A 24,051-nucleotide genomic window follows, 5' to 3' on the forward strand; every position below is an offset into this window, starting at 1 on the left:
GCCCCGCGCGTCGGCACGCTCCCTCAGACGTCGTCCGCGAGGTGCCGGACGACGGTGTCGGGGCCGGGCGACATGACCGTCTCGTGGCCGTCCTCGAACCGCACCCGGAAGGGCGGACCTCCGTCCGCACCCAGCACCTCGATGACCTCCGCTTGCCGGTCCTGCCGGCCGACCGTGCGGCCGTGAACCAAGAGACGGTCGCCCACACTTGCGCGCATACCACTGGCTCCTCTGCAGACGGGACCAGGAGCCCAGAGCCTCGTGCAGCTCCTGGGACGGTGCGAGCCCCCAGCCAAGCAGACGGTGCGCACGATGTCACCCTCGGCACCGATCGCCTCCGGATCCCAACAGGCCCCGGCCTCACGCCCACCCGTGGTAGTTCAGGTTCACCACCAGCGCGCCCACCGCCGTCACCAGGAACACGATCCCTCCGACGATCTCCCGCGACCGCACCCGCAGGTGGGCGGCTATCGCACCGACGAAGTACAGCACGAGGCCGATGGCGGCCAGGTTGCCCAGCAGCGGGACCGCGAACCCGGCCAGCAGCCCCAGGGAACCCGCCGCCAGACACATCCCCAGGCGCGGAACCCACGCCCGCGGCACGCCCTTCATGTCCGCCTGGGTCTTCGGGTACTCGTGCCCGATGAGGTAGGTCACGGCGGCGATGGCGGTGAACACCGAGGCGACCACGGTGACCGTGACGTAGGTGGCGAACATCAACTCTCCTTGTCGGTGCGACGGTCCGGGGCGCCCCGGACCGGACGTTTCGCCGCCGCGGTCGACGCGAGGAACCGTACGAGGCGGCCGTTCACTTCCTCGGCCCCGACCATCGGAAGGCCGTGGTGGGAGAGGCCCGGGACGACGTCCACCGAGGCATCACCCAGGAGCCGGCGGGCCGCGGCGGCCGCCCGCCGGCTGTCGTGGGCGCGGCTGTCCGCGGCGAACAGCGCCAGCGTCGGCCTGTCGAACGCGCGCAGCTCAGCGCGCTTGGGGCGGCCCCCGGTGACGGTGCGGCCGCGCGGGAACTCGGCCGCCCGGCCGTACAGCCGCAGCCACGCGTCGCCGCCCGCCGCGCCACGGGTCTCCCAGGCGAGAAAGGCACGGGCGCGGCGCGCCGTGGGGCGCGCGAGCAGCGGGAGCGCGTGCAGCAGATAGCGGGGCGAGAACCCGGCGAAGCACTGGGTCGGATCCAACAGCATCAGGCGGCGCACCCGTTCCGGGGAGCGCAGGGCGTAACGCAGCGCGATCCAGCCCCCGTAGGAGTGCCCGCAGAGGTCGGCGCGTTGTGCGCCGAGGCCGTCGAGGGTGCCGTCGAGCCAGTCCAGCAGGTCCGCGGGGGTGCGGATGGCGCGCTCGCCGCGCGCGCTCAGTCCGGCCTCGCCGATCCGGTCGACCGCGTACACCCGCCGCGTGCGGCTGAGCGGGGCGGCGTTCGCGTACCAGCTCGCGGCCGTCGCCCCGCCGCCGTGCAGGAGGACCAGCGGGTCGCCGTCCGGCGGGCCGCAGGCGTTCACGTGCGTGACGCCGAACGGCGAGGTGAGTTCGAGGGTTTCGACCGGTACTCCCCAGTCGGCGATCACCGCCCGGTAGGCGGCGCGGAACTCGGCTGTGCCGCCGCACGTCGTCGCGTCCTCGGCCACGGATGCCCCCCTCGCACACTCGGCCCCATGTATCTCGTTCAGCGAGATACTCGCTTGGCGAGATACTATGCACCGACGTCAGTCAGGGGAAGGCCCGGTGCCATGCGCGCTGAAGACCCACGAATGCGGACGGTGCATCTGCTGCGCCGGATCACTGTCGAGTTGCAGTCGTCCGGCGGGGGGTTCGCCGAACGCCACGGCCTGCACCCCACGGATCTGCGGGCGTTGATCTCCCTGCTCGACGCCGCCCGCGCCGGCATCCCGGCGACCCCGGGGCGGCTCGGCGCGCACCTGGGCCTCAACTCGGCCGGGACCACGGCGCTGATCGACCGGCTGGAGCGGCTGGGGCATGTGCGGCGCGCCCGCGACGAGCAGGACCGGCGCCGCGTGCTGCTCGAGGTGACCGACGGCGCGATCGCCCTCGGGCAGGCGTTCTTCGGCCCGCTGATCGAGGACGTCCTGGGCGTGGCCGACACGTTCGACGCCGACGAGCTCGCCACCGTCGACCGCTTCCTGCACGGCGTGGCGGAAGCACTGGCCACGCCGAGAACCGGCGGGTAGGGCGGGCCCGGCCGGCGCCCGCCCTGCGCGCGAGGACGCCGCGCGGGGCTCTAGCCGTGCCAGCGTGCGCCGTGCCGGTGGCGGCCGGGCTCGATCTCGAGGTCCGGCAGCAGGCCCGCCCGCAGCAGACCCTCCTGCCAACGGGTCACCTGGCGAGCGCGCCGCTCCTCGACGGCGGCGAGCGCGCCCACCGTCCCTCCGCGCGGATCGATGCGGGCGAGCGAGTGGACGGCGACCGTCCGCCGTACCTCCTGCGGCATCGGCCGCCGCCCCTCGCGCGCGGCGGCGCGCAGCCGCGCCGAGCTGTAGCGCAGCTCGCGCACCCGAACTCTCCGCCACGGGCCGGACGGTGGCCACCGGGCGTGTTCCTGGGGAGTGCTTCTGGGGCGCATGTGGTGGGCGCTTCGTGCCATGCCCGCACTTGTACCGCAGAAGTCCGTGCTCCCACCAACTTTTTTCGCCCGCCCGTGATCCGGATCCACCGGAGCGGCCCGGCCCGGGGGTTCGGCGGCGCGTCGGGCCCCCGGGGAGGGAACCCCGTGCTCAGGGGTCGTCTTCCGGCGCTGCTTCCCCTCTCTGCACGGGGGTTCACCGCGGCGCCGGGGCGCCGGGGGCGTGGGCCGGGCGGTGGGGTGGGCAGCCGGGTGAGCGGTATCGGGAGGTATACGGCTGAAAAGTCCCGTCCGGGAGGCTGCCGGGCCCTCCTAGGGTGGGCTGCGCCAGCACGGAAAAGTCCATTCGGAGCGACTTACCCTGGAGGCGGTTGGCGATGTTGGCCGAGGGCACGTATCTGATCAAGAACGAGGCGAGCGGCCTGTACCTGGGCGTGCAGGGCGCGGCCGTACAGCCTCGTGTCCCCGTCGTGCAGGAGCAGCTGGCGGAAGGCGCGGCGCGGCCGAGCCAGCGCTGGCACCTCAAGCGGGGGACCGCGGGGCCCGATTCGTGGCTGCTGCAGAACGAGCACAGCAAGCTGTACCTGGACAGCTCGGCAGACCGGCTCAACAACGGCGAGGGCATCCGGCAGAGCCCCCTGGAGATCCGCCCGGACCACCTCCAGGCACAGACCTGGCGGCTGGCGGAGATCGGTGAGGGCCTGCACGCGGTGGCCAACGTCAAGAGCCACCTGCATCTCGCCATCCGCGGTGACAGCCGCGAGCCGCGCATCGCCGCGGAGCTGGCCGCGGTGCGCACCGGCGCCGACCGGGGCACGCAGGTCTGGCGGTTCGAGCGCGTCCCCGCGCGGGGCGAGTCCCGCGCCTTCGACACGCTGACCGGCACCGTCGTCCAGCCCGGCGGCGGGATCCTGGGCGCGGTCGCGTCCACGGTCTCCGGCGCGGTCAAGCAGGCGCTGGAGGCCGGGGGCGGGATCTTCGAGACCGCCGCCCGGGCGATCCCCAGCAGCAGCGAGGTGCCGTACGTGCGCTTCGACGGCTTCCGCGGCGGCGAGTTCATCCGCTTCTCGCAGCGCCACGGCATCGAGGTCGGGCCGAAGCCCATCATCGAGCAGTTCCCGCACCTGCCCAAGGAGTTCCACGACGGCTTCGACGCCGTGACCTCCACCCGGCGCGGCAGCGAGCACACCCACCTGGGCATCACCGGCGACGTGTGCGTCGAGTTCTGCGAGCAGGGCGCCAGCGATCTGCTGCCGGTGAGCTTCCGGGTGCCGGTGGACCTGCTGCCGGTCGGTTCCGAGTCCGGCTGGGGCGACCTCACCCCGTCCGGCGACAACGACCGCCTGCTGCTCTCGCTCGGCGACCGGACCTGGCTGGTCGACCGGCGCCGCGACCCGGACGAGCCCTCCGAGGTGCGGCCGTTCTCCCTCGAGCACCTCCCGCAGGAGTTCCAGGGCCGGCTGGACGCGGTGGCCTCGGCCACCATCGGGACCGAGACGCACTACTTCCTCGCGGTGGAGGACCGGTTCAGCGTCGTGACCGAGCACCGGCTCGTCCAGGGGACGACAAGGATCACCGACGCCTATCCGCTGCTGGAAGGGGTCTGGATGTAGCGCGCGGCATCAGGGCCTGCCGGGAGCCGCGGTGCGGGCAGGTCTCCGCGCCGAAGCTCCCGGCGCGCCCGGGGCCCGGTCAGCGCTTGGCGAACGTGGTGCAGCGGGCGGGGTCGCCGGAGGTGTATCCGACGGTGAACCACTGCTTGCGCTGGCTCGACGAACCGTGGGTCCACGTCTCGGGGGTGACCTTGCCCTGGAACTCGGACTGGATCCGGTCGTCGCCGACGGCCGCCGCCGCGTCCAGCCCGTCGTTGATGTCGGCGTCGGTCACCTTCGTCAGCAGCGGGCGGCCGGTGGACGGCTGGGGCGTCCGCGTCGCCTGGTAGGCCCACACCCCCGCGTAGCAGTCGGCCTGCAGTTCGAGCTTGACCGAGGCGCTGTCGGCGCCCGACCGGTCGTTGCCGACGCTGCGGGTCGTGCCCAGCAGGTCCTGGACGTGGTGCCCGTACTCGTGCGCGACCACGTACGCCTGGGCGAAGGGCCCGCCCGACGCCCCGAACTTGGTCCGCAGGTCGTCGAAGAACCCGAGGTCCAGGTAGACCTTCTGGTCACCGGGACAGTAGAACGGGCCCACCTCCGACGTCGCCGGTCCGCACGCGGAGGAGTAGCGGCCGGTGAACAGGACGGTGCGCGCCGGCACGTACGCGGTGCCGCGCGCCGGCAACTCCTTCTTCCAGTACGTCTGCACGCTGTTGATCACGGCGACGATGCGGCAGTCCTCGCGCGCGTTGGCCTCCCGGCCCGTGCGGCAGTCCTCGCTCACCTGGTCGGAGTCCGCGGACGTGGCGCTGGTGCCGGAGTCGCCGCCGAGTCCCAGCTGATCGGGGCCGACCCCGAAGAACAGCGCCACCAGCAGGGCCACGATGCCTGCCGCGCCACCGCCGACGGCGAGCCGGCCGCCGGGCATGCCCCTGCGGTCGTCCACCTGGGAGGTGTCGAGATCCGCCTGGTCGTCGAACTCCATCGTGCCCTTCCTTCAGGCCCTAGCCACGGGGTTTTCATCATGGGGCCTGCGTCACGGCCCTGCGAGCCGCGCACGCCGGATTCACCTCAGCGGCCCCGTGGCGACAACGGCGGAGGACCGCACCGGCGGTGCGGTCCACGTTCCGGAACTGTTCCGTGCTGCCGTGGCGCCCCCGTCGATCGAGCGGCGCCGGTCGGACGCTCAGCGGCGTCCCCGCAGCCGGCCGAGGAGCTGGCGAGCCTGCTCGCGCTTCCTCGGGTCGGCGGCGGTGCGCCGCGCGGTCGCGATCGTCCGCTGCCCCTGGGGGCTCCGGCTGAACTCCTTGATGCGGGCGATGATTCCGGGCATGACCCCTCCTGGATGATGGCGAGCACACCGTCGGTGTCCTCGTACCGGCCGTCTACCCGGCGAACCCCGCGCGATGTGTCCGAGTGCGGCCGGTTGCGGTCCCTGCCCACGACGGCGCGGGGCGGACCGGTGGCAGGCGACGGGCCGGTCGGTGGCACACCTCACACGTCGCCGGGCGGTGCGGCCGGAACACCCGAAGATGGTTGACCGTTAACCCATATACGAGCGCGAGGAACCTCCCCGCCGGATTCCCTCGCGGTGTCGAGCCCGCGGGAGCACGAAAGGCCCCCGGCGAGTTCCACCGCGCCGGGCCGGGTCCCCGCCCCCCAGCCGCTTCGGCCGGTTCCCCCGACCAGCCGAAGCTTCCCGAGACCCGGCCGGTGTCCCCCCACCGGCCGGGTCTCCTTTGTGCCCGGGGCGTCCCGGCACGGCGGAGGCGGCGTTCAGCCCGCCGTGCGGGTGATGGCCTCGTTGACGACCGCCCGCAGATCGCCGGTGCGCGCGTGGGTGGCGCGCTGGATCCCGGCCCCGCCGCCCAGGCTCAGCAGCCGGTCGAGCGACTCCTTGACCAGCGTCAGGTCGCCGGCGTCCGACAGCGCCTGCGTGACGTGGTCCACCAGGGCGCCGATCACTTCCTCCGCGGGGGCCGGGGTCCACGTCAGCGGGTGGACCAGTCCGCCGGAGATCCCCGACCGCGCCGCCTGCCAGGCCCCCAGCCGCAGCAGGCCCACGGGCGCGGACGACGGGGGCTCCCCCGCGCGCCAGGCGCGGGCCGAGGTCTCGACGAGCCCTCGCACCAGCGCGGCCAGCAGTACCGTGTCGTCCGCGTCCAGGCAGACGTCGGCGACCCTGACCTCGACGGTGGGGTAGGTGCGCGACAGCCGCGCGTCGAAGTAGATCATCCCCTCGTCGAGCAGCGTCCCGGTCTCCAGCAGCGACCGTACGTGCGCGTGGTAGCCCTTGGCCGAGCCGAACGCCTCGGTCGGTCCCGCCGACGGCCAGCGTCCCCAGACCTGACTGCGGTAACTGCCGTACCCGCTGTCGCCGCCCTGCCAGTACGGCGAGTTCGCACTCAGCGCCAGCAGGACGGACAGCCAGGGCCGCATCCGGTCCAGTACCGCCACGCCCTCGTCGTCGGAGTCGACGCTCACATGGATGTGGCAGCCGCAGGTGAGCTGCTCCTGCGCGGTCAGTCCGAACTTCTCGACCAGCCGCCGGTAGCGTTTGCCCGCACTGACCGACGGATCGACGGGCAGCGGGGACGTGGCGAGTGCCGCGACGTCCGCCCCCACCTCGCGGGCCAGCTCCGAGGCGGCCGCCCGCCAGCGGCGGATCTCCCGGGCCAGATCTCCCATCGACTCCTGCGGCCGCGTGGTGGTCTCCAGCTGTTCGCGCTGCAGCTCCGCTTCGAGCCGGGTCTCGTCATCGCTGCGCGCCTGGGCGACCAGCACCGCTCCCGCCACCGCTCGCGGCTCCCCCGTACCCGGATCCACCAGCAGAAGTTCTTCCTCGACGCCTACGGTACGCACGGCGCGGCCCCTTTCCTCGTTCTCCCCGATGGCCTGCCCGCAGGCACGCGGTGTACGCAGCCGGGCCCCCGCCGGCCACCGGGCGGGGGCGGGGTCTCGCGGGCCCGTGTGCGCCGCAGGGGGTGCGACGGCAACCGGCCGTCCGCCGGAAACGTCCTACGGTGCGGGGCCCGGCCGCGGACGCGGGCCGGCCCCGGTACCCGGACGTCGGCCGACGAGGAGGGGCCCATGGCAGCCGCCGCACCCGACCCGCACCAGGACGCGGCGCAGGAACGGATCGCCGCCACCGTCGCCTCCCTCCAGGCCGACCTGGGGCGCTCCGACACCAAGGCCAGCCTGCTGCTGGGCCTGGCCGGGGCGGCGCTGGTGGCGCTGGCCTCGGCGGCGCCGGGCCGCCATCCGACGCCTCCGGTCGCCGTGGCCGCGTCCCTTGGCGCGACCGCGCTGCTGACTGCCGCGGTGCTCCTGCTGTGCGCCGTCCGTCCGCACCTCGGAGGCACCGGCTGGACGAGCTGGTCCCCGCTGAGCGCCGAGCAGTTGCGCGCCCGGCTGACCGCCGGCTACCAGGTGGAACACCTGAGGTTCATGGCCGCCCTCGCCACCCGCAAGTTCCGTCTGATCCGCCTCGCCGTCGACTGCATGCTCGCGGGAGTGGGGCTGCTCGCGGTGGCCGCCGTCCTCGTCGCGACGACCTGAGCCGGCGCGTCCGGCCGCCCGCGGGCCCGAGGGGGCGGATCAGGCGGTCGCCGACGCGACCGCGGTGGTCGGCGCGGGCACGTCCGCGGTCGGCGCGGGGTAGGGGTCGCGGAAGGTGAACGCGAGCGGGCCGTCGCCGTGTTCGCGCAGCACCGCGACGCGCTCCATGGCCTCGTCGGCGGTCGGGCGGTGCCCGGCGGGCACCCACCACAGGGCCTGGTGGTGCTCGGACATCTTCGTGAACCACTCCCGCCGGCGGCTGAGCACCCTCAGGTGGTCGCTGCGGTAGGTGAAGTCCTTCAGCGCCCGGACCGACTCCCAGACGGAGCAGTTGATCAGCAGCAGGTCGTCCGCCCCGTCGGGCCGCAGCCCCGTCGAGTCCTGCCCCTCGTCGTCCACCATGCGCCAGACGAATCCGGGCGCGTGGTCGGCGAGGGCGTTGATCTCGGGCAACTGCGCGACGAAGTCGGCCATTTCGGGCCCGTCGAGCGGGCCGACGATGCGCCCGATGTTGACCTGGGCCAGGTGAAAGTTGGTCATGGCGTCAGCATGGCCGGACCGGCCTTCTATCGTCAAGAGTTATTTGTTTTAGAAGTCAGGCTGACGCAGCACCCTTCCGGCGGCGGGTCCATCGCCGCCGTCCACTCGGCGCCGCCGGCGCACCCGGGCAGCAGCCCTTCGATGTAGGCGAGGTTCATGCCGCAGACCAGGGCCGGGAACTCGTCGGCCAGCGCGTGGAAGGGGCAGTTGTTCAGCCGTACCGTCTCCCCGTCCCGGTAGGGCTCGTACCCGCGCGCCCGCAGGGCCGCGACCGGATCGGCCGCGCCGTCGGGCAGCGCACTCTCCGCGGCGCCGGCCGACCGGGCCGCCGCCTGCAGTTCCCGGTCGAGCGCGGCGCCGTCGACGACCTTCGCCAGCAGCCGCCCCGCGGCGTCGTAGGAGCGGGGCGGCAACGACACCCCGCGCTCCCCCGGCGCCCGCAGGTACAGCTTCGCCGGGCGCCCGGCGCCCGGACCGGTGCGCCCGGACAGCCGCTGGAAGGAGACGGCCAGCAGGCCGGCCTCGACCAGCTTGTCCAGGTGGAAAGCGGCGAGTGAGCGGGAGACGCCGACCGCCGTGGCCGCCGCGTCGCGGCCGACCGCGCCCGGCGTCGCCACCACGTGCCGGTACAGCCCGCGGCGCACCGGGTCGGCCAGCGCTCCCACGGCCTCGAAAACCTCATCTTCACTGTTCACGGGACGATTCTATAACCAGCAACCGCTGTCACTAGTGGCGGCGGGCGTCCCGTACCGGAGGCGTCCGGGCGCTCGTCAGCGCCGTCGGCTGCTCCGGGCGCACCGGATGAGCAGCCACACGCCGAGTACGGCGGCGGCCCCGGCGATCAGCGGCGTGCGGTTGGCCTTCGCGGCCAGTGCGGCCTGGTCGGCCCTGGCACTGACGGCGTCCGGGGTCCGGTTCGCCGCGAACCGCCCCGCGCGGGACGCGGCGTCGCGCACCTGCGCCGCGGCACGGGCCGCGCCTTCCTGCAGCCGCGCCCTCACGTCGGCCTTGTCCGCCAACGCCTCGACCGTCAGGCCGAGTTCGTCGCGGGTGTGCTCCAACTGCTCACGCAGCTCCTGCGGGGTGGGATCGGACGGGTTGCGGTGCTGCTCTGCCATCGGGATGTCTCTCCTCGGTCTCGGCCGCACGGGCCTCGACGCCTGTTCGGTTCAGCGGGTGGTGCGGTCTGGGGGGCCGGGCGTGACGTGGCTTCGCGGCGTCACGTGGCCGTCCGGCGCCTTGTCGTCACGCCGGCACGGTCGTCACGCCCGCACGGCGTCACGCCATGCGGCGACGCTGTTCATCGGTCCACGCGCGGGTGTCCCGCGGTTCGACGTAGGGCTCCTCGTCCGGCGGGTAGCCTCCGGCGATCGCGCGCTGGCGGGCCATCTCGGCGTCGAACTCCAGCCCCAGCAGGATGGCGAGGTTGGTGATCCACAGCCACACCAGGAAGATGATCACGCCGGCGAGGGTGCCGTAGGTCTTGTTGTACGAGGCGAAGTTGGCCACGTAGAAGGCGAAGCCGCCCGAGGCGACCATCCAGATCAGCAGGGCGAGCACGCTGCCGGGGGTCACCCACGTGAATCCGCGGCCCTTGGCGTTGGGCGCGGCCCAGTACAGCAGCGCGATCATGATCGTCACGAGCACGACCAGCACCGGCCACTTCGCGATCGACCACACGGTCAGCGCGCTGTCACCGATGCCCAGCGCGGCACCGGTCTGCCGCGCCAGACCGCCGGTGAAGACCACGATCAGCGCGCTGGCGCAGGCCAGGACCATCAGCACCACGGTCAGGCCCAGGCGCAGCGGCAGCACCTTCCACACCGGGCGGCCCTCGGGCACGTCGTAGACGGCGTTGGACGCGCGGATGAAGGCGGCGATGTAGCCGGACGCCGACCACACCGCGACGGCCAGGCCCACGACCGCCAGCAGCGAGCCGACGCCGCTGTTGCCCTGCAGCTGCCGCACCGCGTCGGTGACCACATCGCGGGCCGAGCCGGGAGTGAGCTGCTTGAGGTTGTCCAAGATGCGCTGCGTGGTCGACTCGCCCGCGATGCCCAGCAGGGACACCAGGACCAGCAGGGCCGGAAAGAGGGCGAGAATGCCGTAGTAGGTCAGTGCCGCCGCGCGGTCCGGCAGCTCGTCCTCCTTGAACTCCTTCACGGTGCCCCGCAGCACCGCCCACCACGAACGCTTCGGCAGCTCGGTGGGGCGGTCGGGCGCCTCCTCCTCCACGTGCTCGTCCGGACCCACGCTCGCGCCGGAATCCGGGGCGGGGCGCTCGTCGTCGTTCTCATGCGCCGATTGCGGGGTGAGGGGTGCCATGCCTTGCGGCTATCCCGCAATACCGCGCCCATGCTTCGGCGGCGCCACCTGTCGCAGTGTGCTGTTCGGATCCGCACTCGGACGTCCACCCGTACGAGGGCTCGGTGTTTGCCGTCCGGCGAACCGGTCAGGCGCAAGGTCACGAACGACGAAAGCGAGGTGCGCGATGGGACTGCTGGTCCTGCTCACTGCTCCGATGGTCCTGGCCCTGATCCTGGTCTGGAGCAACCCTCCGCAGAACGCCCGCCACCGTTCCGGCGGCCGCGAAGCCGGCGCCTCGTCGAACCGCGGCAGCCACCGGCGGCCCACCCACGCCTGACGCGGGGGCCTGCGCCGGCAGCCCGGGAAGCGCGCGGAACCCGCGTCGGCGAATGCTCGGCGCGCAGTTGCCGCACGGGACACACACAACATCCGACCACCCCGTCTCAGGAGGCACCATGGACGCGATCGTCCTGCTCAAGGAAGACCACAAGACAGTCGAGAAGCTCTTCAAGAAATTCGAGGCGGCGGGCGAGAACGCGGTCAAGACGAAGCGCAAGCTCGCGGATCAGATCATCGAGGAACTCACCACCCACACGTTCATCGAGGAGGAGGTCTTCTACCCCGTGGCACGTGAAGCGGCTCCCGACACCAAGGACCACGTCCTGGAGAGCGTCGAGGAGCACCACGTGGTGGTGTGGATGCTCTCCGAACTCGCCGGCCTCGACGCCTCCGACGAGCGCTTCGACGCGAAGATGACGGTTCTCATCGAGAACGTCCGCCATCACGTCGAGGAGGAGGAGAAGGAGTGGTTCCCCGAGGTGCGCAAGGCGATGGGCCGGAACAAGCTGCAGGAGATCGGCACGCAGCTGGAGGCCGCCAAGTCGAAGGCGCCGCGCAGCCCTCTCGCGGTGCCCAGCGCGAAGAAGTAGCCCGGCGCGGGCCCGGGCCGCGCCGGATCACGTGGTGCCCCCGCCCCGATCGGCGGCAGGGCGGGGCAGCACGTCATCCGGCGCGGCCCGGAGGAGGTGACCGGCGCGCGAGGACTGCTACTGCGCGGGTGCGTCGGAGAACGACCGCACCGCGTCGTCGACCGAGTCGTACAACGGGTTGAGCAGGCTCACCCCGGTCAGCTCCAGCAGCCTGCGCACCGCGGGCACGGGCGCGACCAGCAGAACCCGGCCACCGGCCTGGCCGATGTCCCTGATCAGCTCGAGCACGACCCGCAGCCCGGAGGAGTCCATGAACGGCATCTGGGAGAGATCCAGCATCAGGTGCCGGTATCCGAGCGCCATCTGGTCGGAGAGCTTCCGCTGCAACACGGCGGCGGCGTCGTAGTCGAGTTCCCCACGTATCGCCACCACCGCACGCTCGGGACCATGAGCGGTGACGGTGACGGCCAGTGCAGCAGGCTCAGCGGGCACAGCAAACCTCCAAATATCGATGTCACCGCACCGCTACCCGCGATTCGCCCCACCACTCCCACCGATCTCGCCACTCCGGCGCCCGGCCCCCGGCCGGTTCGGTGGCGGCCGGTCCGGGGCGACTCAGGGAGTCAGGTGCAGCCGCAGCGTCAGACCGGTGGAGGACGCCCGGATCTCGACGAGGTCGCTCAGCTGGTGGATCATCCACAGGCCGCGGCCGCCGTTGGCGGAGGCCAGGGCGGGGCGGCTGCGCCCCGCCAGCGGATCGCGCAGGTGCCCGGCGTCGGAGACCTCGGCTATGACCGTGCCGTCCGGGGCCGTCCACAGCCGCAGGGTCCCGCTGCCGCCTCCGTGCCGCAGGGAATTGGTGGTCGCCTCGCACACCGCCAGGACCAGATCGGCCGCGCGGCCCGCGCTCAGCGCGGTGCGCGGCGCCCACCCGGCCACGCGGTCCCGCACATCGGCGAGCCCGCCGGTGCTGTAGGGCACGGTCAGCGCGTCACCGGGAGGCGGCGGCAGGGGCTCGTCGCAGTCCCCGCACACCACCGCCGCATCGACATAGGCGTCGCTGACGAGTTCCTGGCCGTCCAGGATCAGCGTGGGATGGGTGCGCCGGGCGTCGGCGAGCACCCGCTCCGGCAGGCCCGGCACGAAGTACGGGCACAGGATCGTGGCCGCGCGGCGGGCGAAGGCCGTGTTGATCAGCGCCTCGTGGCGGGTGGCCTCCAGCAGTTCCGCCGGGGTGCGGGCGGGCCAGATCGGCTCGCCCACGATGCGCGGGACGCGCCCGGCACTGCGGTCGGCGAAGCCCTGCAGGGCGGACAGGATCCGGCCGGGGTTGCGTCCCAGCACGGTCATGTCCGCGAAGTCCACCGCCTCCGCGGCGTCACCCAGCTCCTCGCGCAGCGGCTCGAGCCGGTCCCCGGGAATCGCGACGAAGGCCGGCTCGCCGGCCTCGACCGCGGCCCGCACGAAGCCGCCCACCCCCCGCAGGTACTCGTCCTGGGTGCGGTAGAACAGGGCGGGGTGGACGAACGAGGCGGAGGCCGGTGGCGGGGTCACGGTGGTCGTCATGCGGCAATCTCCAGGACATCGCACTCGTCGGGGAACATCGCAGCCGCGCGCATCAGGGACGCGGGCGGGCTCTGCAGCACCAGGCGGCGGCCGTCCCGCTGGAGGGACACGGTCGCGGACACCAGCTGGGCGAGCGCGTCGACGTCCAGGAAGCTCACGGCCGCCAGGTCGACATGGACGACGGGGCCGGGAATCCTGGCGACGTGGCGCAGGACCGTCGCCAGCGAGGACCGGGTGTCGAGGTCCGCGTGCCCGTGCAGCCGTACGCCGGGGCCGTCGGGTGACGCGCTGACCGTCAGCGGCAGCGCGCGCGCCGGGTGCGCCTGGGGCGCGGGAGCGCTGGGCAGGTGGGGGCAGTGGACGGCGACGGGCAGCTCCGCGACCGCGGCCGACGCACCGTCGAACAGGCACAGGCCGGTCACGGGCAGGTCCGCGCAGACCTCCCGGCCCAACCGCAGCTCGTACTCCAGGACCCGCTCGACGCCCGGGATCTCGCGCGCGCACCAGTGCATCTCGCTGGCGATCCGCACGCCCGGGAACCCCTGGCCCATCGCCTCCTCGCACGCGGCCCGCATCCCGGCCAGCACCACGTCCGGGTCGAAGGGCAGCTGCCGCAGATAGGAGTCGGTGACGTCCTGGACGAGGAGCTGACCGCGGCCGGCCGCCGCCACCACGTCCACGCCCCGCTCGCGCAGCACCTGGTCGACGGCCTGGGGCGGGTGGACGTCCGCGACGTACACGACGCGCTCGCCGCGCTCCAGACCCTCGCGGACGAACCGGGCCACGGCCTCGGCCCATTCCCGTTCGTCACCGTAGACACGGCACACGTGGCCGCCCCCGGACGCGACGGGGCTTGCTGAGTCCGCTGAGGACACGTCTTTCCTCCTGGCCCAGGCCTCCGGCGACGCATCACCATACCCGCACCGCGGGCGGCGGGGCCATCCGCTCCGCCCGCCCCGACCCGCCCGCCCGGCGCCGTGCGCGGGGCGGGCGCCCGACTGCGCACGGGCGGCACCGCCGTTCGGGTGAAACGACGGAACTAGTCCCGTGGTCGGTAGTTGAGCAGCTTGTTCCTCGCGTTGTCCGTATCGCCTCAAAGGATTCTCATGTTCAAGAAGTTTCTCGGCACCGCCGCGGTGGCCGTCTCCGTCGTCGGCGTCTCCGCCGGGTTCGTCTCGCCGGCCATGGCCATCGGGAACGACAGCGACGCCTCCACGACGAACGGGAACGGCGCCGAGTCGTCGTACGGCAACACCCACACCGACGGCACGCTGAGCCCGCAGGTCGGCCTGGTCCAGGGAACCCTGAACAAGCCGTGCATCGGCCTGCCCCTCAAGGCGAACGTCGGCTCCCTCGTGGGCCTCGTGCCGATCACGGTCCAGGACGTCAACGTCCTGTCCTCGCCGCAGAACCAGCAGTGCACCGAGAACTCGTCGCAGATCAAGGGCGACGAGCCGCTGTCGCACATCCTGGACCAGATCCCGGTCCTCTCCGGCAACGGCGTCGGCAACAACTGACCCTCTCGCAGGGCAGTACCCCAGGGGCCCGGAACCACATCGGTTTCGGGCCCTTCGTCGGGTCCGGGCACGGTACCGGGCCCACCTGCCGCCCCGCGGTCCGGCAACCCGGTGAGCAGGGGAGGCGTCCGTTCGGTGGAACACCCGTGACCTGCCGCGGAGCCGCACCGTTGTGGGGTCGACGCCGTGAGTTGTACGGCGCAACCAACCCTCCAAGGAGACTTCGATGTCCCGTATTGCCCAGGCAGCCGCCATCACCGCCGCAGCCGGCGCCGTCCTGGCCGCCGGTGCCGGTATCGCCGCCGCCGACGCCGACGCCCACGGCGCGGCTGTCGGCTCCCCCGGCGTCCTGTCCGGCAACCTCCTGCAGGTGCCGGTCCACGTCCCCGTCAACGTGTGCGGCAACACCGTCGACGTCATCGGCCTGCTGAACCCGGCGTTCGGCAACACCTGCCAGAACATCGACGGCCAGAACGGCTGACGACTGCCCGTCGGCCCCCCTCCGCGGATTCGGTGCGGAGGGGGGCCGCGTGCGTCGGCTCAGTCACCGGGCCAGGTGCCCGTGACGCGGCGCCAGCCCGCCGCCCCGCCGCGCTGCACGGCTGCCCGGACCACCGCGAAGATCAGGCCCTGGATGGCCGCGGCGGCGAGCACCTCGCCCCAGCTGTGGTCCTGCTCCAGCGGCTCCGGGGCGTCCTGGCCGGGGCCGACGCGGTCCCAGATCTTCCGGAAGACCAGTCCGGCCAGGGTGCCTCCCAGCATCCCCACGACGAGTCCGACCGGCTTGTAGACGACTTTCGCTGTCTTCGGCACGTGGTACCTCTCTCGCGCTGTGAGCGTTGCCGGGTCCCGGGTGCGGGCCGGGGCCGACGGGCTGCCTCCTCACTCTGCGGCCGCGCGGGCCGCCGCGCATCCGGCGTCGGGCCGTCGGGGGGCGGCGGGGTCCGCGGAGAGGTCACGGGAGGTTACGCGCCGGTGGCGAAGAACGCGGCCAGCGAGGCGACGAGGGCGTCCGGTGCCTGCTCCGCCACATGGTGGCCGGAGTCGATGCCGTGACCGCGCAGATCCGGGGCCCAGTCGCGCCAGATCCGCAGCGGATCGCCGTAGAGGTCCTCGAGATCGTCCTGGAGCGACCACAGGATCTGCGTGGGGCACCGGAGCCGGACACCCGCCTGCCGGTCGTCCTCCTCGTGCTGCCGGTCGAGGGTCAACCCGGCCCGGTAGTCCTCGAGCATGGCGCGCACCACCTGGGGGTTCCTGACCGCCGCACGCCACTCGTCGTGGTTCTCCTGCCCCATGCTGCGCGGATCGCCGTGGTACCAGCTGTCCGGGTCGGCATTGATGACGCGTTCGGGAATGTCGGGCTGGGCGAAGAAGAACCAGTGCCACCACCGCGTGGCGAACCGGGCGGTGATGCGGGACAGGTGCTCACTGATCGGCAGGCAGTCGATCAGTGTCACCTGCGCCACCGCTTCCGGGTGGTCCAGGGCCAGCCGCAGCGCGACGTAGCTCCCCCGGTCGTGTCCGACGACGCGGAACCGGTGATGGCCCAGGGACCGCATCACCGCCAGCATGTCCTTCGCGACGGCCCGTTTGGAGTAGCCGGTGTGGTCCGCGGTGGGCTCGGGGCCGCGCGAGCGGCCGTAGCCGCGCAGGTCGGGGCAGACGACGGTGTAGCCGTGGCGGACCAGTTGCGGGGCGACCCGGTGCCAGGTGGCCGAGGTCCGGGGGTGGCCGTGCAGCAGCAGGACGGGCGGGCCCTGGCCGCCGTGGCGGACGAAGACGGAGGACCGGTCCGCCGGATCCCCCGTCACGGTCCTGGACTCGAAGCCGCTGAACATCCGAGCTCCTCTCCTGCGCCGCCGGGACTCGGGCGGCCCGCTGGGCCCCTACCCGCGGGGAGAGGTCCCACCGGGCGGAGGTGTCTCACATGCGCCGGGCCAGGCCCGGATACGCGACGACCAGTCCGTCGGCGTCGAGGGTGAGGTCCGCCCGGTAGGTGCCGGAGGCGTAGCGCACGCGCTCCGCACCGAGGTGCGTGTACGTCTGCCGGTTGGGCCGGACCACGAGGTCGGGGACGTGCACCCAGGCCATCAGGAAGTCCCGCTCGCCCGGCCGGTGCTGCAGGGCGTGGCGCAGCACCGGCATCGTGTTGGTCAGCGGCGACAGTCCGAGGTCGCAGTCGAGGGCGCCGTCCAGTTCGGGCGCGGGCTGTCCGTTCACCGTCCACCGCCCGTCCGGCTCCCGGCGCAGGTCCAGCTCGGCCGTCCCGCCGGCGGTGTCGGAGGTGGCCCGCAGCCGGCGGGTCACGAAGTCCTCGGCGGTGTCGAGTTCGTAGGAGATCCAGTAGGGCTCGGGCACCGTGCCGACCACCCGGCCGCGCGCCCGCAGCGTTGTGCCGTCGATCTCGATCCACGCCGTCTCGTACCCGCCGCTCTCCTCGACCGCCCAGGTCACGGCGTGCGATGTGCTCATCGCGCCATCGTAACGAGCGGGACGGCCGCCTCCCGGGCCGCGTTCGGCCGTTCGGGGGGGGTGGGCGCACGCAGTGGCCGGGACGGGCTGCGGAGCCCGTCCCGGCCACTGCGCCGGGCGTCCTCAGATGTCGCGGGTGCTCGTGCGCGGCCACTGCCGGCGCACCAGTGCCGTCGCCGCCAGGAGGGCGACGACGATCGCGCAGAACACGGTGAGGCTGGTCGCGCCGGTGAACGTGCCGCCCCAGCTGTCCTGGAGCAGGGACGCGGAAGTGAAGAGCGGGACGAAGGCGTGCACCGCCACGGTGACGACGGCCGCTGCCGCGCCGGCCGCCCAGCTCCACACGGTGTCCCGCAGGGCCAGCAGGCCCGCCAGGATCAGGCAGAGCAGCGCGATGCCGAGCGAGATCCCCGCCGCCGCGTTGCCGGCGCGCAGGCCCGTGATGTCGGACGGCAGGTGGATCGCCCCGATCACCAGCAGGGCCACGGCGGCCGGCCAGCGCAGCACGGACCGCAGGGACTCAGCCGCCGCGGGACGCCCTCGGGCGTTCCGGTCGCCGCCGGCCGGGGTGGCGCGGCCCGTCGTGAGCCGCGCGGTGTTGAGCGCGGTCACCGCGGGGCGGCGGGGGGCGATGGGGGCGTTGAACCCGGTGCCGGGGTCGGCCGCCGGCTCGCTGGCGACGGGGGCTTCCTGCTGCGGCTGCGCCTGCGACTGCGGTTCGCCCGGCCCGGAGCCGAAGATGGTGAGCAGCTCCGCCACCTCCTCTATGGGGCGGCCCATCGCTGCCGCCCGCAGCGCCTTCTCCGCGTCGGCGGCGTCGTGCGGCGGCTTGTTCAGCAGGGCGATCAGTTCGCAGACGTCGGGCAGGGGGCGGGACACGGCTGCCATGTGCAGGGCTTCGTCACCGAGGGGCGGGAACCCGCCGCGCTCGTTGAGCAGGCTGACCAGCGCGGCGACGTCGTCCAGGGAGCGCGTGGTCGCCACCGCACGGAGGAGCGTGAGCCGGTCCTCCTCGCCCGGGCCTATGGAAGTGCGTTCGTCTTGTCGGGGTGTACTGAGATCAAATGCCATGTCACGGTTTCCTTTTTGGAGCGAGCCATCGGGGCGAGTCCACCTTCGGCCGCCACTGTGTGTCATCTACGACACACACTTAGTTCCATGACAGCCGACATATCGTGTATGCGCCATTCGGAACAGTCCGGCGTCGCACGATCGGAGCATCGCCTCGTCGCCTCATCGGCTCGTTGCACCGCGGCACCGCGGCACCGGCACCGGCGCCGGTGATCGCGCGGGCGGGTGCGCGGCCGTACGCGGGCGCCGTCAGGAGGCGGGCGCCTGCCGCAGTCCCCGCAGGAGCAGTCCGACCAGTCGGCGGGGGTCGTAGCGGGGATCGCCGTCCCGTCCGATGCAGAGGTTGCCGATGCCGCGCATCAGCTCGTAGGCGTGCGTACCGGGGGCGATCTCGCCGGCCGCGACGGCGGCGTCGAGCAACTGCGTGCAGACGGGCACCAGGCGGTCGAGGAAGTAGCTGTGGAGCGCCTCGAAGCCGCTGCTGTCCGAGTGCAGGGCGTTGGCGAGTCCGTGCTTCGTGACAAGGAAGTCGACGAAGAGGTCGACCCACCGACAGAGCGCCGGGTACGGCGAGTCGGCATCCGCCAGCAGGGTCGGACCGGCCTCGGCGCAGGCCTCGACCTGGTGGCGGTAGACGGCGACGACCAGGTCCGCCCGGGTCGGGAAGTGCCGGTAGATCGTCCCCATCCCGACACCGGCCCGCGCGGCGATCTCGCGGATGGGCGCGTCGACGCCGGAGCTGACGAACACCGCGGCGGCGGCGTCGAGCAGCGTCTGGTGGTTGCGCCGCGCGTCGGCCCGCTTGCTGCGGGCCGGCACCTCCCCGGAGGGGCTTGCAGTGGGCACCGCGCTCTCCTTCAGCCGTCGTTGACAAAGCGGAACAGCGCTCCGTATATTAATCGGAACGACGCTCCGCTTCGAGTCTAGCCGAAGCGGGACGCCTCACACCGCCTCGCCCCGCCGGTCCCCCGGGACCCCTCGCCGAGGCCATCGAAGGGATACCCGCCATGAGTGCATCAACCGCGCCGACCGCCCGCACCGCCCCGCCCGCGCCCGTCCTCTCGGTCGCCCCGGTCGTACTGCCGGCACCCGGCCGCGCCGTGGACCTGCAGCTGCGTGTCTCCGCGCCCGTGACCGGGGACGACCTGCCGGTCATCCTCCTGTCGCACGGCCAGGGGCACTCGCACCACCTCTCCTCGCTGAACGGCTACGCCCCCCTGGTCAACTTCTGGGCGGCGCACGGCTTCGCGGTCATCCAGCCCACCCATCTGAGCTCCACGACGCTGACCCTGGACCCCGCTACCCCCGGCGCGCCGATGTACTGGCGTTCGCGCGCCGAGGACATGACGCGCGTCCTCGACCACCTCGACGCGATCGAGACCGCCGTCCCGGCCCTGCGCGGGCGCCTGGACCGCGACCGGGTCGCCGTGGCCGGGCACTCGATGGGCGGAAACACCGCGAGCCTGCTGCTGGGCGCCCGGCTCACCGATCCGGAGACCGGAACCGAAGTGGACCTGACCGAACCCCGCATCAAGGCGGGGGTGCTGCTGGCCGCGCCCGGCCGCGGCGGTGACGCCCTCACCCCCGCCATGGCCGAGCTCTTCCCCTTCCTCCTGACGCCGGACTTCTCCCGGATGACGACCCCCGCGCTCGTCGTCGCCGGCGACAAGGACGCCTCGGCGCACCTGACGGTCGCGGGTCCCGAGTGGCACACCGATCCCTACGTCCTCGGCCCCGGCCCCTCCTCCCTGCTCACCCTGTTCGACGCGGAGCACGGGCTGGGCGGGATCTCGGGCTACGACGTCGCCGAGACCACGGACGACAACCCCGACCGCGTGGCGGCGGTCCAGCAGCTCACCTGGGCCTACCTCCGCACCCAGCTGCACCCCGGCGACCCCGCCTGGCAGACGGCGTGCGACGCCCTGGCGGCGGCCCCCGCCCCCTTCGGGCGCGTCGAATCCAAGTAGCCGAAACCAAGTAGGGGCCGAGTCGGTTCCGAGCAGATCCCGGTCAGACGCGCCCGCCCCCGGTCTCAGGCCGAGGGAACGGCGGTCGGCCGCCGGGGCGCCGCCTCCGGCATCGCGGGCTCGTCCAAGGTGCGCAACAGGAGCCAGCCCAGGGCCGGCAGGGCGATCAGCGGCGTGAGGGCGATCCGCAGGGACGTCGCGTCGGCGAGGGCGCCGATGAACGGGCCCGCGACGCCGCCGGTGCGCTCGCGCACGAACAGGGAGATGAACGCGCTGAGGCCGACGAGGACGACCGAGCGGCACACGATGGCCCCCGTCAACTTCGTGAAGGACGCCCAGTCGTCCCCGCCCCGGACCGCCCGTGCGGCCGCCGCCCCGGCACCCACCTCCGGCCCTGAACCGGGCGCACACCGGGGTGCGCCGCCGGGGCGCGGGTCCGTGCGTCAGCGGTGTCCGGCGAGCCAGGTCGCGATCGCCCCAGCGGGAAGCCGGTTGACGGCCGCCGGCCTGGACGGCACCGGTATTCTGCGGGCCATGATCAACACAACGGGGGACCTGGACGACGCCGCGGTGGCGGCAGCCGCGGCGCGGGCCGGCGCGGACGTGGTGCGCGAGCTGTACGGCCGGCGGCTCACCCGCGTCGACAAGGGCGGCGGGGACTTCGCCACCGCGGCCGACCTCGAGGCTGAGAAGGCGATCCTCGACGTCATCCGTTCCGCCCGGCCCGACGACGCGGTGCTCGGCGAGGAGGGCGGGCAGCAGGGCGCCGCCGGGGCGGCCCGCCAGTGGCTGGTGGACCCCCTGTGCGGCACGCTGAACTACGCGGTCGGCACCATGCTGGTGGCCGTCAACGTGGCCCTGCGCGACGGGCCGGCGGCCGTGGCCGATCCGTTCAGCGGCGAGGTCTTCCGCACCGACGGGGCGACCGCCTGGGTGCGGCGGGACGGGACCGACGTAGCGCTGACGCCCACGTCCGCGACCCGGCTGGTGGACGTCAACCTCGATCCGCCGTTCCCCGGCGCGCCCGGCTTCCGGGCCGTGGACCTGCTGGCCCACCCCGGGTTCGTCGAACGCTTCCGGCCCCGCGTGGTGTCCACGACCCTGGCGCTGGCCTGGGTCGCCGCGGGCCGGCGGGCCGCGTACGTCACCGACGGCGGCGACCTGTCGGAAAGCGTGCACTTCGCCGCCGGCATCGCTCTGTGCCGGGCCGCCGGCTGCGTCGTCACCGGGATCGACGGCGCCCCGGTCGGGCGGACGGGCCGCGGGCTCGTCGCGGCCGCCGACGCCGAGACCCATGAGGTGCTGATGTCGCTGATCCGCGGCGGGCGTTAGGGCCCCGGCCGGATCAGGCCAGCGAGCCGCCCGTCGCGTCGAGCCACTGCCCGGTGACCCACCGGCCGTCGTCCGAGGCCAGGAAGGCCACCGCGTCGGCGATGTCGGCCGGGGTGCCGACCCGGCCGAGGGCCGACAGGGCGGCCGCCCCCGCCCACGCCTCGTCACTGGCACGCAGCCAGGCGGCGTTGACGTCCGTGTCCACGATGCCCGGGGCCACGGTGTTGACGGTGATGCCGCGGGCGCCCACCAGTTTGGACAGGTTCTTGGTGAACACGTCCAGCGCGCCCTTGGTCATGGAGTAGGCGATCAGCTCCGGCATCACCGCGGCATGGGTGAGGCCCGTCGAGATGTTGATGACGCGACCGCCGTCGCGGAGCCGGCCGAGTCCGAGTCGGGTCAGGAAGAACGGCGCCTTCGCGTTGACGGCGAACAGCCGGTCGTACTCGGCCTCGCCGATCTCCGCGAGCGGCTTCGACGTCCCGATGCCCGCGTTGTTGACGAGGATGTCCAGGCCGTCGGCGTGCTCGTCGAAGGCCGCCCAGAGCGCCGCCGCGTCACCCGGCACCCCCAGCTCGACGCCGAGCGCGAAGGCGGTGCCGCCCGCCGCCTCGATGGCCTGCACGGCCTCCTCGGCCGCCGCCCGGTTGCTGCCGTAGTGCACCCCCACGACGGCCCCGTCCCGGCCCAGCCGTTCGGCGATCCCCCGCCCGATGCCCCTGCTGCCGCCGGTGACCAGTGCCGTCTTTCCCGTGAGCGCGCCCATGGCCGCTCCCCCTTCTTTCCGTAGTGACTGCTACAGAAAGGAACGGTAGCACGTTCTCTAGCGAGCGCTATAGAATTGCGGCATGACGACGAAACAGCGGGGCAGGCCGCGGTCCTTCGACCGGGAGGCGGCGCTGCGGCAGGCCACCCTCGCCTTCTGGGCGCAGGGATACGAGGCGACCTCGATCGCGGATCTGACCCGCGGGATGGGCATCGGGGCGCCGAGCCTGTACGCCGCCTTCGGCGACAAGCGCGCCCTGTTCGAGGAGGTCGTCACGGCATACGGCGCCACCCACGGCGCCTTCATGGAACGCGCCCTGCGGGAGGAGTCGACCGTCCGACGCGGCGTGGCGCGACTGCTGCGCGAGGCCGCGGGCGAGTACACCGACCCCGGCCACCCGCGCGGATGCCTGGTGATCAGCGCCGCGGCGAACTGCACCTCCCCCGACGTCGTGGAGTCGCTGCGGGAGCGGCGCAACGCGAACGTGCGGGAGATCCGGCGCAGGATCCAGGCCGACACCGACGCGGGCGTCCTGCCGCGCGGCACCGACGCCGGAGCGCTCGCGCGCTACACCGGAGCCATCGTGCAGGGCATGTCCCAGCAGGCGCGGGACGGGGCGAGCCGGGAGGAACTGGCGGCGGTCGCCGAACTCGCCATCGGAGCCTGGCCGGACGAGTCCGCCCCGGCGTGAGCGCGGCCGGGGTCACCGCTCCGGGCGGGCGGGTGTGACACCCACCTGGCGACGACCCCCGTACGTCACCAGGTGGGTAGCTGTGGTGTGCCGTTCGTCGAATCGAAGTTATCTTGTTTCAACGAACCGATCAAGTGGTTAAGGTTTTCCTGTTACGACAACCAGCAGTCGGAGAGCAGCTGAATGCCTTCACGTCACTTCGACGGCCGCCGCGTCCGCGCGGTACGCCGCGCTGCTGACCTGACCCAAAGTCAGGTCGCGAAGGCCCTCGGCGTCGCCGACCCGACCGTCGCCAGCTGGGAGACGGAGCAGTCCTGCCCCGACGGCGACAGGCTGCCCGCGCTGGCGGCCGCCCTCGGAGCGGACCTGGACGCCCTGTTCCCCCGCGACGGCCTGCCCGACCTCGCCGACCTGCGGTGCGACGCCGGCTACTCGCAGTACCAGACCAAGGACATCCTGGGGACGAAGAGCGCGGGACCCGTCGCCAACGCGGAGCGGGGCGTCCGCCGCCTGCAGCCGGCCTTCGCCGAAGCGCTGGCCGACGCGTACGGGGTGGGCGTCGAGGAGTTGCTGGCGGCCCAGGAACGGTCGTTCGGCAACGACGTGCCCCTCCCCCCGGCCACGGCACCGGCGCCGGAACCGCCGGACGAGCGCCGCCGCGACCCGCGCACCCTGTCCGAGAAGATCGCCTTCATGGTCGAGCACACGTATCAGGGAGGGCAGTCACCGCCGGCCGACGCGGAGATCGCGCAGATCATCAACGCCCAGCCCGGCGGTGCGGTGGTCGCCGAGAGCGATGTGCACGACCTGCGCACCGGTGTGCGCACGGACGCGTCGCCACAGGTCCTGGCGGGCCTCGCGGCGGCCTACCACGCGCCGCCGCAGTTCTTCCGGCCCGACGACGAGGCCGTGCGCGAGCTGGCCGCCAACCTGGAACTCATCGCGTCGTTCCGCCGCGGCGAGGTCGGCACCATGGCGACGCGCGGCGGCGGGGGCGCGCTCAACACCCGCCTCGTGTCCTTCCTCAACGACCTGCTGGACGACATCGAGGACGGCAGACTGCCGGGCGTGGGCACCGACACCGATCTGGACTGAGGCATGACGCGCCGACACCGGGGCCGGTGACGGCGCAGCCCGCAGCGCA

Annotated in this window: 31 protein-coding genes and 1 pseudogene; 11 read left to right on the forward strand and 21 right to left on the reverse strand. The window is 73.2% G+C overall.

Annotated elements, in window-relative coordinates; all coding sequences use genetic code 11:
- Nucleotides 1-23: 23 nt before the first annotated feature.
- From ABZ721_RS04960 to ABZ721_RS04970, 3 genes are all read right to left on the reverse strand, one after another.
- Complete coding sequence (locus ABZ721_RS04960) at nucleotides 24-218, reverse strand: DUF1918 domain-containing protein (protein ID WP_358787158.1); 195 nt, start codon at nucleotides 216-218, stop codon at nucleotides 24-26.
- Between the two features lie 142 nt (nucleotides 219-360).
- A complete protein-coding gene (locus tag ABZ721_RS04965; protein ID WP_358787159.1) occupies nucleotides 361-717 on the reverse strand; it encodes a DoxX family protein in 357 nt (118 codons plus the stop codon).
- Nucleotides 717-1,640 carry an alpha/beta fold hydrolase gene (locus tag ABZ721_RS04970; protein WP_358787160.1) on the reverse strand — a complete coding sequence of 308 codons (924 nt, stop codon included), beginning with the start codon at nucleotides 1,638-1,640 and terminating at the stop codon, nucleotides 717-719. The genes ABZ721_RS04965 and ABZ721_RS04970 overlap by 1 nt, the downstream gene beginning before the upstream one ends.
- 123 nt (nucleotides 1,641-1,763) lie before the next feature.
- Between ABZ721_RS04970 and ABZ721_RS04975 the strand changes: the two genes are divergently transcribed.
- Nucleotides 1,764-2,201 carry a MarR family transcriptional regulator gene (locus ABZ721_RS04975; protein WP_358787161.1) on the forward strand — a complete coding sequence of 146 codons (438 nt, stop codon included), beginning with the start codon at nucleotides 1,764-1,766 and terminating at the stop codon, nucleotides 2,199-2,201.
- 50 nt (nucleotides 2,202-2,251) lie between these two features.
- On the opposite strand, the gene ABZ721_RS04980 is transcribed toward ABZ721_RS04975, so the two are convergent.
- Nucleotides 2,252-2,524 carry a hypothetical protein gene (locus ABZ721_RS04980; RefSeq protein WP_358787162.1) on the reverse strand — a complete coding sequence of 91 codons (273 nt, stop codon included), beginning with the start codon at nucleotides 2,522-2,524 and terminating at the stop codon, nucleotides 2,252-2,254.
- Between the two features lie 446 nt (nucleotides 2,525-2,970).
- Here ABZ721_RS04980 and ABZ721_RS04985 point away from each other — a divergent pair, with 446 nt between their 5' ends.
- A complete protein-coding gene (locus tag ABZ721_RS04985) occupies nucleotides 2,971-4,206 on the forward strand; it encodes an RICIN domain-containing protein (RefSeq protein WP_358787263.1) in 1,236 nt (411 codons plus the stop codon).
- A gap of 79 nt (nucleotides 4,207-4,285) precedes the next feature.
- On the opposite strand, the gene ABZ721_RS04990 is transcribed toward ABZ721_RS04985, so the two are convergent.
- From ABZ721_RS04990 to ABZ721_RS05000, 3 genes are all read right to left on the reverse strand, one after another.
- Nucleotides 4,286-5,173 carry a neutral zinc metallopeptidase gene (locus ABZ721_RS04990; RefSeq protein WP_358787163.1) on the reverse strand — a complete coding sequence of 296 codons (888 nt, stop codon included), beginning with the start codon at nucleotides 5,171-5,173 and terminating at the stop codon, nucleotides 4,286-4,288.
- A gap of 201 nt (nucleotides 5,174-5,374) precedes the next feature.
- Nucleotides 5,375-5,521 (reverse strand): hypothetical protein, encoded by a 147-nt coding sequence (locus tag ABZ721_RS04995; protein WP_269272135.1) that lies wholly within the window; start codon nucleotides 5,519-5,521, stop codon nucleotides 5,375-5,377.
- Nucleotides 5,522-5,964: 443 nt separating this feature from the next.
- Entirely contained in the window at nucleotides 5,965-7,050 is a 1,086-nt protein-coding gene (locus tag ABZ721_RS05000; protein ID WP_358787164.1) for a glutamate--cysteine ligase, read from the reverse strand.
- Nucleotides 7,051-7,278: 228 nt separating this feature from the next.
- On the opposite strand from ABZ721_RS05000, the gene ABZ721_RS05005 reads away from it, so the two are divergent.
- Nucleotides 7,279-7,746 (forward strand): Pycsar system effector family protein, encoded by a 468-nt coding sequence (locus tag ABZ721_RS05005; protein ID WP_358787165.1) that lies wholly within the window; start codon nucleotides 7,279-7,281, stop codon nucleotides 7,744-7,746.
- Nucleotides 7,747-7,785: 39 nt separating this feature from the next.
- Here the strand turns inward: ABZ721_RS05005 and ABZ721_RS05010 are convergent, their stop codons facing one another.
- From ABZ721_RS05010 to ABZ721_RS05025, 4 genes are all read right to left on the reverse strand, one after another.
- Nucleotides 7,786-8,286 (reverse strand): DUF3291 domain-containing protein, encoded by a 501-nt coding sequence (locus tag ABZ721_RS05010; RefSeq protein WP_358787166.1) that lies wholly within the window; start codon nucleotides 8,284-8,286, stop codon nucleotides 7,786-7,788.
- A gap of 32 nt (nucleotides 8,287-8,318) precedes the next feature.
- Nucleotides 8,319-8,981, reverse strand: coding sequence for a helix-turn-helix domain-containing protein (locus ABZ721_RS05015; protein WP_358787167.1), 663 nt, complete (start codon nucleotides 8,979-8,981; stop codon nucleotides 8,319-8,321).
- Between the two features lie 75 nt (nucleotides 8,982-9,056).
- Nucleotides 9,057-9,404: a DUF3618 domain-containing protein gene (locus tag ABZ721_RS05020; protein WP_358787168.1), complete on the reverse strand. Its 348-nt coding sequence runs from the start codon at nucleotides 9,402-9,404 to the stop codon at nucleotides 9,057-9,059.
- Nucleotides 9,405-9,564: 160 nt separating this feature from the next.
- A complete protein-coding gene (locus ABZ721_RS05025; RefSeq protein WP_358787169.1) occupies nucleotides 9,565-10,611 on the reverse strand; it encodes a YihY/virulence factor BrkB family protein in 1,047 nt (348 codons plus the stop codon).
- A 166-nt stretch (nucleotides 10,612-10,777) separates the two neighbouring features.
- On the opposite strand from ABZ721_RS05025, the gene ABZ721_RS05030 reads away from it, so the two are divergent.
- A complete protein-coding gene (locus ABZ721_RS05030; RefSeq protein WP_358787170.1) occupies nucleotides 10,778-10,930 on the forward strand; it encodes a hypothetical protein in 153 nt (50 codons plus the stop codon).
- 118 nt (nucleotides 10,931-11,048) lie between these two features.
- Nucleotides 11,049-11,522, forward strand: a complete 474-nt coding sequence (locus tag ABZ721_RS05035) for a hemerythrin domain-containing protein (RefSeq protein WP_358787171.1) — start codon at nucleotides 11,049-11,051, stop codon at nucleotides 11,520-11,522.
- 117 nt (nucleotides 11,523-11,639) lie between these two features.
- Here ABZ721_RS05035 and ABZ721_RS05040 read toward each other — a convergent pair whose 3' ends face one another.
- The 3 genes from ABZ721_RS05040 to ABZ721_RS05050 form a co-directional block, all read right to left on the reverse strand.
- Complete coding sequence (locus tag ABZ721_RS05040) at nucleotides 11,640-12,014, reverse strand: anti-sigma factor antagonist (RefSeq protein ID WP_358787172.1); 375 nt, start codon at nucleotides 12,012-12,014, stop codon at nucleotides 11,640-11,642.
- Nucleotides 12,015-12,137: 123 nt separating this feature from the next.
- Entirely contained in the window at nucleotides 12,138-13,088 is a 951-nt protein-coding gene (locus ABZ721_RS05045; protein ID WP_358787173.1) for an anti-sigma factor RsbA family regulatory protein, read from the reverse strand.
- Nucleotides 13,085-13,963 (reverse strand): MEDS domain-containing protein, encoded by an 879-nt coding sequence (locus ABZ721_RS05050; protein WP_358787174.1) that lies wholly within the window; start codon nucleotides 13,961-13,963, stop codon nucleotides 13,085-13,087. Before ABZ721_RS05050 ends, ABZ721_RS05045 begins: the two co-directional genes overlap by 4 nt.
- Before the next feature lie 231 nt (nucleotides 13,964-14,194).
- On the opposite strand from ABZ721_RS05050, the gene ABZ721_RS05055 reads away from it, so the two are divergent.
- Both ABZ721_RS05055 and ABZ721_RS05060 read left to right on the forward strand, forming a co-directional pair.
- The gene (locus tag ABZ721_RS05055; RefSeq protein WP_358787175.1) at nucleotides 14,195-14,605 is read left to right on the forward strand and encodes a rodlin; all 411 of its coding nucleotides are present in this window, start codon (nucleotides 14,195-14,197) and stop codon (nucleotides 14,603-14,605) included.
- 226 nt (nucleotides 14,606-14,831) lie between these two features.
- Complete coding sequence (locus tag ABZ721_RS05060) at nucleotides 14,832-15,086, forward strand: chaplin (RefSeq protein ID WP_358787176.1); 255 nt, start codon at nucleotides 14,832-14,834, stop codon at nucleotides 15,084-15,086.
- A 59-nt stretch (nucleotides 15,087-15,145) separates the two neighbouring features.
- On the opposite strand, the gene ABZ721_RS05065 is transcribed toward ABZ721_RS05060, so the two are convergent.
- From ABZ721_RS05065 to ABZ721_RS05085, 5 genes are all read right to left on the reverse strand, one after another.
- Nucleotides 15,146-15,418 (reverse strand): DUF4235 domain-containing protein, encoded by a 273-nt coding sequence (locus tag ABZ721_RS05065; RefSeq protein ID WP_358787177.1) that lies wholly within the window; start codon nucleotides 15,416-15,418, stop codon nucleotides 15,146-15,148.
- 152 nt (nucleotides 15,419-15,570) lie between these two features.
- Nucleotides 15,571-16,446, reverse strand: coding sequence for an alpha/beta hydrolase (locus ABZ721_RS05070; RefSeq protein WP_358787178.1), 876 nt, complete (start codon nucleotides 16,444-16,446; stop codon nucleotides 15,571-15,573).
- 85 nt (nucleotides 16,447-16,531) lie between these two features.
- Entirely contained in the window at nucleotides 16,532-17,080 is a 549-nt protein-coding gene (locus ABZ721_RS05075) for a putative glycolipid-binding domain-containing protein (protein ID WP_358787179.1), read from the reverse strand.
- Nucleotides 17,081-17,203: 123 nt separating this feature from the next.
- Nucleotides 17,204-18,064: a hypothetical protein gene (locus ABZ721_RS05080; RefSeq protein ID WP_358787180.1), complete on the reverse strand. Its 861-nt coding sequence runs from the start codon at nucleotides 18,062-18,064 to the stop codon at nucleotides 17,204-17,206.
- 336 nt (nucleotides 18,065-18,400) lie between these two features.
- Complete coding sequence (locus ABZ721_RS05085) at nucleotides 18,401-18,997, reverse strand: TetR/AcrR family transcriptional regulator (protein WP_358787181.1); 597 nt, start codon at nucleotides 18,995-18,997, stop codon at nucleotides 18,401-18,403.
- Between the two features lie 161 nt (nucleotides 18,998-19,158).
- On the opposite strand from ABZ721_RS05085, the gene ABZ721_RS05090 reads away from it, so the two are divergent.
- On the forward strand, nucleotides 19,159-20,118 hold the full coding sequence (locus ABZ721_RS05090; RefSeq protein ID WP_358787182.1) for a chlorophyllase: 960 nt from the start codon (nucleotides 19,159-19,161) through the stop codon (nucleotides 20,116-20,118).
- A gap of 65 nt (nucleotides 20,119-20,183) precedes the next feature.
- On the opposite strand, the pseudogene ABZ721_RS05095 reads toward ABZ721_RS05090, so the two are convergent.
- Nucleotides 20,184-20,483 (reverse strand): annotated as a pseudogene (locus ABZ721_RS05095) (hypothetical protein); the annotation flags it as partial.
- A 169-nt stretch (nucleotides 20,484-20,652) separates the two neighbouring features.
- Between ABZ721_RS05095 and ABZ721_RS05100 the strand changes: the two are divergent.
- The gene (locus ABZ721_RS05100; protein ID WP_358787183.1) at nucleotides 20,653-21,450 is read left to right on the forward strand and encodes an inositol monophosphatase family protein; all 798 of its coding nucleotides are present in this window, start codon (nucleotides 20,653-20,655) and stop codon (nucleotides 21,448-21,450) included.
- Between the two features lie 13 nt (nucleotides 21,451-21,463).
- On the opposite strand, the gene ABZ721_RS05105 is transcribed toward ABZ721_RS05100, so the two are convergent.
- Complete coding sequence (locus tag ABZ721_RS05105) at nucleotides 21,464-22,216, reverse strand: SDR family oxidoreductase (protein WP_358787184.1); 753 nt, start codon at nucleotides 22,214-22,216, stop codon at nucleotides 21,464-21,466.
- 82 nt (nucleotides 22,217-22,298) lie between these two features.
- Between ABZ721_RS05105 and ABZ721_RS05110 the strand changes: the two genes are divergently transcribed.
- Nucleotides 22,299-22,907, forward strand: coding sequence for a TetR/AcrR family transcriptional regulator (locus tag ABZ721_RS05110; protein ID WP_358787185.1), 609 nt, complete (start codon nucleotides 22,299-22,301; stop codon nucleotides 22,905-22,907).
- Between the two features lie 183 nt (nucleotides 22,908-23,090).
- A complete protein-coding gene (locus ABZ721_RS05115) occupies nucleotides 23,091-24,002 on the forward strand; it encodes a helix-turn-helix transcriptional regulator (RefSeq protein ID WP_358787186.1) in 912 nt (303 codons plus the stop codon).
- The last annotated feature ends 49 nt before the right edge of the window (nucleotides 24,003-24,051 follow it).

It is taken from the genome of Streptomyces sp. NPDC006733 (genome assembly GCF_040636125.1).
Classification (GTDB): Bacteria; Actinomycetota; Actinomycetes; order Streptomycetales; family Streptomycetaceae; genus Actinacidiphila.